Origin of the sequence: Pedobacter nanyangensis, from assembly GCF_003313505.1 — a bacterium.
GTDB classification, from domain to species: Bacteria; Bacteroidota; Bacteroidia; order Sphingobacteriales; family Sphingobacteriaceae; genus Pedobacter; species Pedobacter nanyangensis.
Genome location: NZ_QMHO01000013.1, coordinates 104,471 through 118,074 on the forward strand (window position 1 = coordinate 104,471; position 13,604 = coordinate 118,074).

14 protein-coding genes are annotated in these 13,604 nt (G+C 38.8%); 8 read left to right on the forward strand and 6 right to left on the reverse strand.

Features of this window, described 5'->3' with window-relative positions:
* The first annotated feature begins 5 nt into the window (after nt 1-5).
* Genes DUT71_RS17435 through DUT71_RS17455 form a run of 5 tightly spaced genes read left to right on the forward strand, consistent with a single transcriptional unit; the run spans nt 6 to nt 6,462 of the window.
* Entirely contained in the window at nt 6-1,040 is a 1,035-nt protein-coding gene (locus tag DUT71_RS17435) for an IPT/TIG domain-containing protein (protein WP_113663827.1), read from the forward strand.
* Nucleotides 1,041-1,053: 13 nt separating this feature from the next.
* Nucleotides 1,054-2,190, forward strand: coding sequence for a glycoside hydrolase family 26 protein (locus DUT71_RS17440; protein WP_113663828.1), 1,137 nt, complete (start codon nt 1,054-1,056; stop codon nt 2,188-2,190).
* Between the two features lie 8 nt (nt 2,191-2,198).
* The gene (locus DUT71_RS17445; RefSeq protein WP_113663860.1) at nt 2,199-4,025 is read left to right on the forward strand and encodes a sodium:solute symporter family protein; all 1,827 of its coding nucleotides are present in this window, start codon (nt 2,199-2,201) and stop codon (nt 4,023-4,025) included.
* Nucleotides 4,026-4,027: 2 nt separating this feature from the next.
* Nucleotides 4,028-5,248, forward strand: a complete 1,221-nt coding sequence (locus DUT71_RS17450) for a glycoside hydrolase family 130 protein (RefSeq protein WP_113663829.1) — start codon at nt 4,028-4,030, stop codon at nt 5,246-5,248.
* 2 nt (nt 5,249-5,250) lie between these two features.
* Complete coding sequence (locus DUT71_RS17455) at nt 5,251-6,462, forward strand: AGE family epimerase/isomerase (RefSeq protein ID WP_113663830.1); 1,212 nt, start codon at nt 5,251-5,253, stop codon at nt 6,460-6,462.
* On the opposite strand, the gene DUT71_RS17460 is transcribed toward DUT71_RS17455, so the two are convergent.
* A complete protein-coding gene (locus tag DUT71_RS17460) occupies nt 6,449-7,402 on the reverse strand; it encodes a helix-turn-helix domain-containing protein (RefSeq protein ID WP_113663831.1) in 954 nt (317 codons plus the stop codon). The genes DUT71_RS17455 and DUT71_RS17460 overlap by 14 nt on opposite strands.
* 208 nt (nt 7,403-7,610) lie before the next feature.
* Between DUT71_RS17460 and DUT71_RS17465 the strand changes: the two genes are divergently transcribed.
* From DUT71_RS17465 to DUT71_RS17475, 3 genes are all read left to right on the forward strand, one after another.
* A complete protein-coding gene (locus DUT71_RS17465; protein WP_162796098.1) occupies nt 7,611-8,192 on the forward strand; it encodes a hypothetical protein in 582 nt (193 codons plus the stop codon).
* 103 nt (nt 8,193-8,295) lie between these two features.
* Complete coding sequence (locus tag DUT71_RS17470; protein ID WP_113663833.1) at nt 8,296-9,480, forward strand: MFS transporter; 1,185 nt, start codon at nt 8,296-8,298, stop codon at nt 9,478-9,480.
* 513 nt (nt 9,481-9,993) lie between these two features.
* Nucleotides 9,994-10,320 (forward strand): hypothetical protein, encoded by a 327-nt coding sequence (locus DUT71_RS17475; RefSeq protein ID WP_113663834.1) that lies wholly within the window; start codon nt 9,994-9,996, stop codon nt 10,318-10,320.
* Between the two features lie 78 nt (nt 10,321-10,398).
* On the opposite strand, the gene DUT71_RS17480 is transcribed toward DUT71_RS17475, so the two are convergent.
* From DUT71_RS17480 to DUT71_RS17500, 5 genes are all read right to left on the reverse strand, one after another.
* The gene (locus DUT71_RS17480; protein ID WP_113663835.1) at nt 10,399-10,824 is read right to left on the reverse strand and encodes a hypothetical protein; all 426 of its coding nucleotides are present in this window, start codon (nt 10,822-10,824) and stop codon (nt 10,399-10,401) included.
* A gap of 10 nt (nt 10,825-10,834) precedes the next feature.
* Nucleotides 10,835-11,026: a hypothetical protein gene (locus tag DUT71_RS17485; protein ID WP_113663836.1), complete on the reverse strand. Its 192-nt coding sequence runs from the start codon at nt 11,024-11,026 to the stop codon at nt 10,835-10,837.
* Between the two features lie 216 nt (nt 11,027-11,242).
* On the reverse strand, nt 11,243-11,563 hold the full coding sequence (locus DUT71_RS17490) for a hypothetical protein (protein ID WP_113663837.1): 321 nt from the start codon (nt 11,561-11,563) through the stop codon (nt 11,243-11,245).
* Between the two features lie 104 nt (nt 11,564-11,667).
* Entirely contained in the window at nt 11,668-12,279 is a 612-nt protein-coding gene (locus tag DUT71_RS17495; RefSeq protein ID WP_113663838.1) for a DUF3226 domain-containing protein, read from the reverse strand.
* Nucleotides 12,279-13,361, reverse strand: a complete 1,083-nt coding sequence (locus DUT71_RS17500) for an AAA family ATPase (protein ID WP_113663839.1) — start codon at nt 13,359-13,361, stop codon at nt 12,279-12,281. The genes DUT71_RS17495 and DUT71_RS17500 overlap by 1 nt, the downstream gene beginning before the upstream one ends.
* Nucleotides 13,362-13,604 lie beyond the last annotated feature (243 nt).

Here is a 13,604-nt window from a genome sequence, read left to right on the forward strand (position 1 = left end):
AGCACATGAAAACTATAGCAAAATATTTTGGCACTTACTTCATCGCCGCAGCAATGATGGTGCTCTTTGGCTGTAAAAAAGATAAAGAAGAAAATACAGCGCCACCCACACTAACGGCCGTTACCAATTTAACCAATAGGAGTGCCGAGCTACAGGCCGTTGACTATGGCGATTGGATCATGATCAAAGGGGCCAATTTAAAAACTACGCAAAAGGTTGATTTTAATGGCACACTTGCCGCTGATTCTCTTACTTATGCCGAAGATAACAGCATTACCGTTAAAATTCCAGCGAATTTAACAGACCCGATCAACAATCCCATTACCGTGACTACCAAATATGGTACGGCAACTTTGAATTTTAAAATTAGGCAACCTGCCCCTTTGGTAGAAGATTTTTCGCCAGGTGCCGGAGTGCCCGATGACGAAATTACCATTGCGGGAAATTACTTTAAGGGAGTTAGCGGAGTTACCATTAATGGAGTAAACGCAGCCATTGTTTCAAGCTCCCAAACGCAAATTAAAGTGAAAGTGCCAGCCGGAGTAACTTATGGCCCCGTGGTAATCACTACGCCGGTGGGCTCGGTAACGGCCGCCAAAACTTTCGGATTAAAATACACCATATACGACGATGGGCTTAAAAATGCTTGGAGCACAAGTTCTTCCTACAGCTACAATGTATTGGATTTGGCAAATTTAACTACAGTCAGACGCGGTACCTCGGCCATGTTCGTAAATTATAAGGGGTGGGGAGCGGTGCGTTACAGGCTTGTCGCCAAGTTTAATACTACAGGCTATACCACTATCAAAATCTCTATTTTTGGTGGTACGGGTACTGATGGTAAAAAGATAAGGGTATCGTCAACTAACGGATCGGTTAAATCTACCACTTATGATATTTTGATCAGGGAGGGAAAATGGACCGATTTTCAGATACCGTTGATCAACATCGGTTCGCCGGCATTAATTGAGTATCTCGATTTCCAGGAATTTAGCAATAATGCTTCCCAAATATATATCGATGATGTTGGTTTCTACTAATCCCTAATTGTTTATGCTCAAAAAAATCATCCTGTTTTCTTTTGCTTTCACCATCATAGGCCTGCAAAAGGTAGTTGCCCAAAAATTAAGCCACCCCAATCCTACCGCGGAAACGAGGGCATTGTACCAAAACTTACAAATGTTAAGCACGAAGGCCATTTTGTTTGGCCATCAAGATGACCTGGCTTACGGCGTTGGATGGAAATATCAGGAGGGAAGAAGCGATGTGAAAGAAACCGCAGGTGAATATCCGGCAGTATATGGTTGGGACATCGGCAAGATCGAACATGCTGCCCCAAATAACATCGACGGGGTACCTTTTGATAAAATGAGGGATTATATTAAAGCAGGCTATGAAAGGGGAGCAGTCATCACCATTAGCTGGCATTTTGATAATCCGTTAACAGGCGGCTCCTCATGGGATACCACCCGTAACACCGTAAGGGCTATTTTGCCAATGGGCGAAAAGCATCAGTTGTACTTGCAATGGCTCGATAGGGCGGCAAATTTTCTGCTCAGCCTAAAAGGCGCTAAAGGAGAATATATTCCGGTGTTGTTTAGGCCCTTTCATGAGCTTACAGGGCACTGGTTTTGGTGGGGTAGCCGCAGCACCAGCCCTGAGGAAATGAAAGAAATTTGGCGATTTACTGCTGATTATTTAAGGAAAACCAAAAAAATCGATCATTTGATCATGGTGTATAATACGAATGATTTTAAGACCTCCGCAGATTTTTTGCGCAGCTACCCAGGCGATGAATATGTAGATGTGCTGAGTTTTGATACCTATCAATTTGACCTCAAAAATAAAGACCGTTTTATCTCTGAAATTAAAAGGCAATCGGAAATAGTTACCAGGCTGGCTGCCGAAAAAAATAAGTTGGCTGCATTTGCCGAAACAGGCTTCGAAAATATACCCGATCCAAATTGGTGGACAGGTACACTGTGGCCAGCCATTAAAGATTACCCACTTTCGTATGTGCTGGTTTGGCGCAATGCCGGCTACATGCCTTCTTCAAAGAAGATGCACTACTATGCGCCCCATAAAGGAGGCCGCTCGGCCAAAGATTTTAAACGTTTTTCCCAAAATCCAAGAGTGTGGTTGGAGAAAAAACTCCGCACCAAAAAGATATACCAAAACCAAACAAACTAACCAAGCTAATGAAGTTACAATTCATCGATCTCGCTATCCTCATCATTTATCTCGCCACCATGGTGCTGATTGGTTTTTACATGAAAAATAAAGCCAAACAAGACAAGGAAAGTTATCTCATGGGCGGGAAAAAGCTGCCTTGGTACATGCTGGGGCTTAGCGATGCCAGCGATATGTTCGATATCAGCGGCACCATGTGGATGGTAGCCCTATGTTTTGTTTACGGTTTCAAAAGTATTTGGATTCCTTGGTTGTGGCCGGTATTTAACCAGGTTTTTATGATGATGTTCTTGTCCAAATGGTTAAGAAGATCTAATGCAACTACAGGTGCCGAATGGCTAAAAACGCGATTTGGATTGGTGGGAAAGGGCGTAAATGGTTCGCATGCCATTGTCATTGCCTTTGCGCTCATTAGCTGCCTCGGATTTTTGGCCTACGGATTTATTGGCTTGGGCAAATTTATCCAAGTTTTTGTGCCCTGGGATTACTTAAGGGAATACGTGCCTTTTCATATCGCTGATAAGTACGTGCCACATTTCTATGGAATTGTGTTCACGCTGTTTGCCATGTTCTACTCCATTTTGGGAGGAATGCATAGCATTGTTTTGGGCGATGCCATCAAGTACATCATCATGACCATGGCTTGTTTGGCCATCGGCGTAATTGCCGTACAGCATTTGTCCACTCAAAATTTAAATGTTCCTCAGGGCTGGAACAATCCTTTCTTTGGATGGAAGCTTGATCTCGACTGGAGTAAAATTGCGGCAGAGGCCAATCAGAAGATTGCTGATGATGGCTTTAGCCTTTTTGGGCTTTTCTTTACGATGATGTTGCTGAAAGGTGTTTTTGCCTCGTTGGCGGGGCCGGCACCTAATTATGATATGCAAAAAATATTGAGTACCCGAAGCCCTAAGGAAGCCAGTAAAATGACGGGTTTTGTAAGCATCGTTTTATTGCCAATCAGATACACCATGGTTACCGGGTTAACGGTGTTGGCACTTTTGTACTACAACCAAATCTATCTCAAAGACGCCAATGGAATTACCGATTTTGAGAAGATTTTGCCGGCAACCATTAACAATTTTTTGCCGGTTGGCGTGCTTGGTTTGGTACTCACAGGCTTGCTGGGAGCATTCATGGGAACTTTCAGCGGAACGTTAAATGCGGCACAGGCTTACATCGTTAATGACATCTATTTGAAATATATCAACCCTGCGGCCCCTACTAAAAAAATCATCTCCATGAACTATATCGTAGGAGTAGTAGTAGTCGCTGCTGGCGTGTTTTTTGGTTTCTTGGCCAAAGATGTAAATGATATCCTACAATGGATTGTAGGAGGTTTGTACGGCGGCTATGTAGCCGCAAATTGCCTAAAATGGTACTGGTGGCGCTTTAATGCCAATGGTTTCTTTTGGGGAATGGCGGTAGGTGTTGGCGCAGCATTGCTGATGCCTTACGTAACCACAGGATTGCCCTTGTTTTGGTGGCCTGTGCTTTTTGTGCTTTCCCTTGTTGGTTGTGTGATAGGTACTTATGCCGCACCGCCAACAGATATCCATGTGTTAAAATCGTTTTATAAAAATGTGAAACCTTGGGGTTTTTGGCAGCCCATTCATGAACTGGTGGCAGCCGAAGATCCTAATTTCAAGGCAAATAAAAATTTTAAGCTAGATATGTTCAACGTGGTTTTAGGGATTGTGGCCCAGCTTTGCCTAACCATATTCCCGATGTACCTGATTACTGGGATGTATGTGCAGTTGGCAGTGAACTTGGCTGTTTTGGCCCTTATCGTAGTTATTTTAAAAAGAACCTGGTGGAATAGATTAGAAGATTAAACATGAAGACAAATTTCGAAGAGCGTATTTTACAGATGAGAAAGGCTCATCAACAATTGATAAAAGAGCCAAATATAAAGCTGGCAACAGAGAATGGCATCTATCATCGATATCAAAATCCCGTGTTAACGGCTCGGCATATCCCCCTGAATTGGAGATTTGATTTTAACCCCGCAACCAACCCATTTTTGATTGAACGCTTTGGCGTGAATGCCGTGCTTAACGCTGGTGCAATCAAATTTGATGGAAAATATCTGCTTATGGCAAGGGTAGAAGGCAACGACCGGAAGTCCTTTTTCGCTATTGCCGAAAGCCCAAATGGTGTAGATCAGTTTAAGTTTTGGGATAGGCCGGTGGTAATGCCCGAAACGGATGATCCCGATACCAATATTTACGACATTAGGTTAACAGCTCATGAAGATGGTTGGATTTATGGCTTGTTCTGCACGGAAAGAAGGGATCCCAAAGCCAATCAAGGTGATCAATCTGCCGCGATAGCGCAATGCGGCATTGCCCGTACCAAAGATCTTGAAACTTGGGAACGATTGGCCGATTTAAAAACCAATTCGGCGCAACAGCGAAATGTGGTGTTGCACCCCGAGTTTGTAAATGAAAAATATGCTTTCTACACCCGTCCGCAAGATAGTTTCATTGAAGCTGGCAATGGCGGCGGAATTGGCTTTGGTTTGTCGGATACCATTGAAAACGCACAAGTAAGGGAAGAAAAAGTGATCGATAAAAAGCAATATCACACCGTTTACGAAGCCAAAAATGGCCAGGGCCCGGCGCCAATTAAAACCACGAAAGGATGGCTGCACTTGGCACACGGCGTGCGAAATACCGCTGCGGGTTTAAGGTATGTGCTGTATATGTTCATGACTGATTTAAACGATCTGACCAAGGTAATACATAAGCCCGCGGGCTATTTCATTGCGCCTGAAGGGATAGAAAGAGTGGGCGATGTATCTAATGTGGTTTTTGCCAATGGTTGGATATTGGATGATGATGGAACGGTATATATTTATTACGCTTCGTCGGATACCAGAATGCACGTGGCTACCACAAGTATAGCACAATTGCTGGATTATGTAACCCACAACCCAGAAGATGGTTTACGATCGGCAACTTCTGTTCAATCCATCATCAAGCTCATAGACAATAACCAAAAAATCGACGAAGCAAAAAAGGTGCTGGTAAATTTGCATGGAAAGGTAAGTTTGTAGGCATGGGGTCCATTACCATTGAACAATATCAAGAAGAATTAGCAACAGAATTAAATCACCTATTGCAATGGTGGTCGGCATATACCGTGGATGAACAGCAGGGTGGTTTTTATGGGCAGGTTAACCATTTGAACCAAGCTGAACCCGTAGCCAAAGGATTGGTGTTGAATGCCCGCATACTCTATACTTTTTCATCGGGCTACCTGTTGACGCAAAAAAAACAGTATTTGGCGATGGCCCAACGAGCTTACCATTACCTGCTCAATTTTTTTTATGATGAATCCAACGGAGGTTTTTTTTGGTCTTTGAGCCCAAACGGTACAATGCTGGACGGCAAAAAGCAGGTTTACGGGCAAGCTTTCGCCATTTACGCCTTAAGTGAATACTATAAAGTTACTCAAGATCAACAGGCCCTTGAACTGGCAAAAGCCACTTATCAATTGCTTGAAAAATATAGCTACGATGAAGTGTATACGGGCTATATTGAAGCGCATAACCAAGCGTGGGGTGTTATAGCTGATTTGCGTTTGAGTGAGAAGGACCAAAACGAAAAAAAATCGATGAACACGCATTTGCATGTGATAGAAGCTTATGCCAACTTGTATAGTGTTTGGCCCAATGGGGCGTTGAAAAATGCCATTGTCCAGCTATTGGACAATTTTCGGGAGCATATTGTAGATGCTAAGAACTTCCATTTACACTTGTTTTTTACGGAGGACTGGCAAGTGAAATCCTCCTTAATTTCCTTTGGGCACGATATTGAGGCCGCTTGGTTGTTGTATGAGGCTGCGGAAATCATTAACGATCAAACGCAAATGGCCTATTTTAAACAACTGGCTTTAAAAATGGCTGATGCCGCTGGTAAAGGTTTAGCTGAAAACGGCGGATTGTTGTATGAATATGATGCGGCAACAGCTCATTGGATCAAAGAATACCATTGGTGGCCCCAAGCTGAAGCCATGGTTGGGTTTTTCAACGCTTGGCAATTAGCAAACAAGGAGCAATACCTGGAGCAATCGCTAAATAGTTGGGCGTTTGTGAGAAAATACCTCAAAGATCAGGCAAATGGCGAGTGGTTTTGGGGTGTTGACGAAAATCTAAAGCCAATGGGCGAAGTGAAAGCGGGGTTTTGGAAATGCCCTTACCATAACGGCAGGGCTTGTATGGTATTGATCAAGCGAATTTCACAACGCACTAAACTCAAGCCTTGTTAATCTCGTCTATCAGTTTGTCGCATTCGGCAAAAGCCTGGTAAAGGTATTTGTTTCGATGTTTTTCACCTTGTCCGCTAAAAGCCATTGATTTGTTGATCAGCCCCTTGATCCAGTCCTTGGTTTGGCGGCAAAAGGCTTGGTCTTCCGTTTTCAGGTAGTTGTACGTGTTAAATCGGTTATAGCATAACATCGACTGCTCAAGATCAACCAAATAGGTAATGCCTCCCAAAACATCGCAATGGTACCAGTTAAAAGAGTGTGCGGCATCAATGGTCTTTTTACTGCCAATGGCGTACATGCTAATGTCGGTTAGGCAATAGCGCAACTGTTCAACCATGGCAATAGCTTCTGTTTTGTTGGCAATAAGCCCCGCTTCAAAACTATACCTTATTTGCTCAATCGTGCCATGTATGGTGTCTTTTGCCCATATTTCGGTGCTGGGGATTTCCAGATAAACCTGATGGAGTTCCAGCGCAATCTCCAAAATGTTTTTAGGTAATTTATCCAAATCAAATTGCTGTATGCGAGGGTTGTTTGCCCAGTAAAACAATTTGAAAGCCGTTAACGTAGGGTATTTGAAGAAGTGGAAAATAGGCACGTCATCACTGGTTACCGTGATGTGTTTTTGCTTGCTTTTTTGAATTTGTTTCATGGTGGCCAACATTTCCTTTAAATATTCCGTCATGTGTTCGGCCTGGTCGCTGTGGCTTACATAATTAAACGTAACCGTAGGTAATTGGCTGGGCTGGTATTGGAAAGATACGCCAAAACCATCAGATAGTTTGGTGATTTGCTTGATGTTTAACAGACTGGTGCCGCGTATCTTTTTATAGGCCTCGTTGGTGCTGATACCTAAAGTATCGGCTACGCTTTGTGCCAAATTTTGATAGTTGGGTAGCGTTTGTTTGATGCGTTCGAAAAAATTGGCTTGCTCTTTCATTGTTAAAAATTATTCTATCAGTAAATATAGTAGTAAAAGAATGATTTTTAACGGTAAGGTTTATCGTTTTGTATTTTTTTAGGATTTTTTTAAAATTTTTAATTCATAAAATAATTTAAAAGATTATTTATTTGCCATTATTGTATCTTTTTAAAATTATTTGATGGTTTTTGGTTATATATTTTTGAGCATACCAATCATTAAAAAAATGAAAAAAACCACGATTTTATTAGGGTTACTATGGTGCCCTTTTCTACATGTCTCGGCTCAAAAAAATAGGGAACTAAGTTTCGATAATTTTTATTTTTTTGCACAGGTAGGGGCAATCAAGGATTATGACCTGTTTGTGCAAGCTGGTGTGTTTGTGCAATATGAAAAACATTATTTCCGATTTAGCATTGCGGACGGTACAGATGGGCAAAGTGAAACGCAGAAGCAGTTTCATAAATCGCACAGAAACTGCGACTGTGAGGTAGAGGTTAGAGGTATTCATGCCATAAATTTCGAATATGGCAAAGTCTATAAATTTTTTAGGCGACAACAAATCAGTCTGTCTTCAGGTTTTTCAATAGTAACCAAAACAGACCCCGATGTCATTTTTAATCAGAATAAAGCGCCTTGGGAGGATGAAAAGTTCAAAAAAAGCACTACCGTAGGACTGCCCTATGAGGTAAGATACAGTTTAATGGTCATGAAAGGAGTGGGAGTGGGCTGTTCTTATTACGGGAATTTGAATGCCCGTAAACATTTTAACGGCGTTTCCTTGGGAGTGGCAATTGGCCTATTTTGAGCAAAGTAATTTCAATGTTAAAAAGTAAAACAATAGGTTGTAAATGGGAGCGTTTCTCTATGTTTTTGCAGACCTTTGCAGAAAATAATATCCCCCTTCCTCCATGTCAACAATTGCCGATAGTGCTGATTTATCCGTTAAAGAAAGTAGCAAGTATAGTAAAAAGACCATTCGTTTAGCGGTATCATTATTTTACTTTGGCCAAGGATTGGTGTTTGCCAGTTGGGCCAGTCGTATCCCCGATTTAAAAGCGGCTTTAAACCTTTCGGATGCAGCTTTGGGAAGTATCTTATTGGCATTGCCCATTGGCCAGCTAATTACCATGCCCCTTTCCGGACGTTTGGTGGCTATCTTCGGGAGCAAGAAAATTTTAACGATGGCCACGCCGCTTTACGCACTTTGTTTAACCAATTTGGCGCTGGCAGCACATGGTTGGCAGTTAGCGTTATTTCTATTGCTATTTGGTATTTCTGGAAACCTCTGTAATATTGCGTTAAATACCCAGGCCGTTACGGCCGAAGGGCATTATGGTAAGCCTATCATGTCTTCGTTTCATGGTTCCTGGAGCTTAGGCCTTTTCACGGGCGCATTGGTGGGGTTGTTAATGATGAACCTACATTTGACCACCACCGGGCATTTTTGGATCATTGCGGCCATAGGTTGGACACATATTTTCATCAATCACCGATTTTTACTCGTTGGAAAAACGGCACAAAAAGAAAAGCCTAAATTTTTGACGAGGCCGCAGGGCGTTTTGGTACAGTTGGGCGTAATTGCCTTTTGTAGCATGGCTACCGAAGGGGCCATGATGGATTGGAGCGGTGTTTATTTTAAGGAAATTGTGCATGCCCCTGTAAAATGGATCATCTTGGGATATGCCTCTTACTCGGCCATGATGACCATAGGAAGGTTTGTAGGCGATAAATTTATTGCTTCCTTTGGCAGAAAAACCATGTTGCAAATTTGTGGAGTGGTTATTTCAGCGGGCATGTTTTTATCGGTAGCCTTTCCTCAGCTGATGGTGGCAACCTTTGGATTCATGATGGTGGGTATTGGTGTTTCGGTCATTATTCCTATGACTTATACTATTGCGGGCAATAACGATAAAATTCCTTCTAGCTTGGCCATTGCCATGGTTTCAAGTATTGGCTATTTTGGATTTTTAATGGGGCCACCGTTAATTGGCTACATTTCGGAGCTGTTTAGTTTGCGCTACTCGTTTGCGGTGGTGGGCTGTTTTGGTATTTTAATCAGTTTACTGGTCAGGAAAATCAGCGCAATTAGATAACTTAGCAGTAGTTGGGAGATGAGTGATTGGTTTTTGGCAATGATATATTACTTTACACCAGTAATCATTCCTAAACCAAATATAATCTAGTATTTTAAAATATCAACCCCATTTATGGTTAACCGTAACGAATTGAAATAATTAAATGATTTTTTTACATCTCATTTATTAAAACAAAATCATTATGGCAAAAGTAGCTGCATTTCATTCGATTAAACAGAATGTTTACCATGACAACAACAAATGTACAGAAGGTAACAACATCGAAAAGGAGAATTTAAGAACAGGGACTGGTGGTAAACCCAAATGTTCACATTGTTCTAAATTAAACTAGTTTAGATAATGGTTCTCGATTAATTTATGACTGCCCTTGGCGATGAACCAAGGGCTTTACTTTTATAGGGTAACAGAAGTGTTTAAAACATTGGATATGTGGAAAAATACACCATCTTTAATGTTTTGTAAATCAATTAGATTTGTATTTGTAGTATAAAACAAACTACATGTAAAAATATGGCAGAGAACGAAAAAACATCGCCAAGGATTGCATCTTTAGCATCCAAATTTTTAAAGATGGAAAATCCAAAAGTAATGACTGATGAAATGTGGAATGAAATTAAATCAGTTATAGCTTCAGCATTTACTCAAGTACCTGATAAACCTAAAACTCGATTAGGAGATTTCTCTAAAGTCTTACCAGGAAAAAAAGAACATGAGATATTTGCTAATCAATTATTAGAAGGTTTAAATTACTTGAAAAAAGTTGAAGAAGAAAAGAAAAAGCACATTACTTTGAATCCGAGATTGTTTACCCAAATGGGAAAAATCGGCAAAAAATAATTTGTTTAGTTGAAATTAGTTGCTTTGTAATATGAAGAATATATAATTGCCCTTGATGTATTTATCAAGGGCTTTACTTTATGATAATATAAAATATACAAATACTACCACCACGGCTATAGTAGACCAGATTGATAAGAGAGAAAATAGATTTGTATTATTAATAATGCTTCCGTATCTATCTCGTTGTTTTTCATTAACTGTTGTAATAGAAGCTTGTATTCTCGCTCTGACCATCATACGGTAATCAATAAGAAGTAGAAAACCCGAATTTATTAATGGCACTATGATGCTCCAGCTGGGAACATCTTTCCTGATTGCTATAACTGCAAAATATCCTGCGATTAATAAACTATTTAGAGCAAACAACTTGTCATGTATTCTATCGAAATATTTTTGAGTATCAGCTATGCCTGCTTCCTCAACTCTTTCAAGTCGTTTATTCATTTCATCCATTTCCTTTTCGGTCATGATGCCCAGCTCTCTGCATTCTTCATCAGTCATAGCCTTAATCTTATTTGTTTTTCTTTTCCAATAGTTCCACTAATCTCTTCAAAAGTTTATTATTATCTAACATTACCATTTCAAGGTTGTGTAATCTCTGATTGACTTGTTCAAGTTCGTTATGAGTAATTGTAATCCAAGCTGTATTGGTTTCAATCATGCCAAGTGAGCTGATTATTTCATCGAATTGTTCTTCTTCCATTTTAATAAAAGTTTTGTTGTGAGTTTAAAGAAAATAAGGTTTACAAATAAAGAGTTATAATCTATTTTTCTAGAAAAGAAATATTTATAGATATGAAATCAATACAGATTATTCACTTATGGCTTAGACTACTGATAGTTTATTATAGGATAAAATATCAAGTATATGGAAAATACTATCAACCAATAGACGAAATAGAAATTTAAAATTTAACAATTAAGTATTACTCACAAATTCATCAAATTCATCTGACAGTTTTTGATTAATCCATTGATTTAAAAAAGGTCTTTTTTCACTCTGACCTATAAGGCAAAGGAAAAAATATATTTCACTATTCATGGCTATTCTAAAACGAAGGCTTAGAGAGTCTATGTCAGAAAATGGGTGGTCAAAAATAATTGTCGTTGCTACAGGCATATGAAAATTTTCACATTCTAACCCCTTTAGAGCATTAACAATTTTCTCACGAAAATAATTCGGGTCTTTTTTATATTTCTCGCTGTCTACAGCATCATAAGTCAAACAATAAGTTCTCATAGTTATATTTGGGGATTGCGTTATTAATATACCACAAGATAGTAATTTTATTTTCTATTTATTGGGTGCGTTAATGAAAGTACCACCACCGAAAAAATAATTTTCTAAACTTGGATATGTAATTTTAAAAACTCAATTAAAGGGTTTAATTGAGCTGAATTAAAATCCCAAATATCATCTTTTGAATAACCCCATTCTTTTCTTTTATGTGCGTTTTTAAATTCTTTAGGAGTTAGCACCGCCTCAGCATATGCAAATATTTTAGCTTTTTGAGCAGGTAATGTATATATAACACCTTTGTCCTCACCCTTGTTTCTTATGCATTCCAAATAGCTGTTAAAACATTCTATTACATCTGCATGATTTGGATTAACTATACTTTCAAGTAGATTTTCAAACATCCCATCATCTAGATGGTTTGGGAATAAAAAAAACTCAAATTCAATCCCCAATCTAGCCTTCTCTGCAACTAAAAAATCAAATCTTGTTTGAAATCCTCCATTATTGTCCGCACTATCAGCATCAAAAATGACAAGATTTAATTTTCCAAGGTCATTGTTTTCTTGAAACTTAGGTAGGTTTAATTCCAAGGAGGTATAGCCATTAGTATCTAAGAGTTCGATTTTATTAAGCTGCTCTTCTCCAAAATGCCGTTTTATAAGCTCTGCCACGAACGGTTTGTCCCACCGACCTTCAGTGAAAATAGTCATAACCATTATCTTATTTCAACTTCTTGTTGAATGGCGTTATTTAATTTATCATAGTCATAAATGTAGCTCTTCAAATTGCAATCTGGCAGTTTTCTAATAGTATAACTTCTTATTTCATTTTGAAATTTGACAAAATCATCTTCTTGTAATACTTGTTGTAAGTACTCTAAAGATTCATAGTGATGGGTTGTCAAAAACACTTGTACGTTTTTTTCCGTTGCCGAAAGCAAAATAGCTTTCCATAAATTTTTTAGTGCTGTAAAGTGGAGTCCATTAGAAAATTCATCAATTAATACAACGCCACCATCTGCATCAAGTATCGCTAAAAGAATTGCTAGAAGTTTAATAACACCTTCGCCCAATAGGTTTAAAGGATATCTCTTTCCAAATCCAGTATCACACAAAATGATTCCATTTGCACCTAGGGTAATACCTTTTATTGAAGAGTCAACTAATTTTAGAACGTCAATAACTTTATTCTCTTGTTTGTTTACAATAAGTCTGTCAAGTTTAGGCACTAAAGAAGTCATTTGGGTATTTCCTGTTACAATTATACCCTTATTAACTTCTGGAGTTTTTGATGGTGTAAGCCTATACTGATTTAAAGCTTCCAATTCTATTGTAGCTGCCGATGTTTCTCTTTTTGCATGTTTCTTCTTTAAATCGTAAGTCAATTTTAGACCACTTATAGGTATCTTATCATAGTCAGTAGTAGTAGATGACGAATTTAATTTTTCGATTAATTGGGTTTGAGAATTTGAATTATAAACTTTTGATGAATTAGGAGTTATAATTAAGCCTTTCTCAATATCATCATAGTAGGTTTTTATATTTACTTCATTATTATAATTCAATTCATAAAATAAAAATCTAAAATCATCTGCTTCAGTATGAAGCAGGTTTCTAAAATTATCTAATATAACGGGAATCCTCGGGTTTTGAGAACCTAAGGAAATAAAGATAGCTTCTAAAATAGATGTTTTGCCTGCATTGTTCTTACCAAGGAAAACGTTTACCAATTTCAAATCGTCAATTTCAAGGTGTTTAATTCCCCTAAAATTGGTAATCTCTAATTTTCTTAATTCCATTATATTCTTGTGATATACTATTCTTTTTACAAATATATCTATTTAAGATTGACATGTTAAAGTTTATATTTACTATCTGACATCATTTTAGTTTAAAAAAAATACCTCATAATATTTGGTGTAAAGAAATATATCATTGCCTGGTTTTTTTATAATCATGTCGTCCTTGTCTTTCCTAAAAAAACGGAATGAACCACATTGGCACGTAGCAAGCCCAATGGCGTTACAATTGTTAGGTTTAAC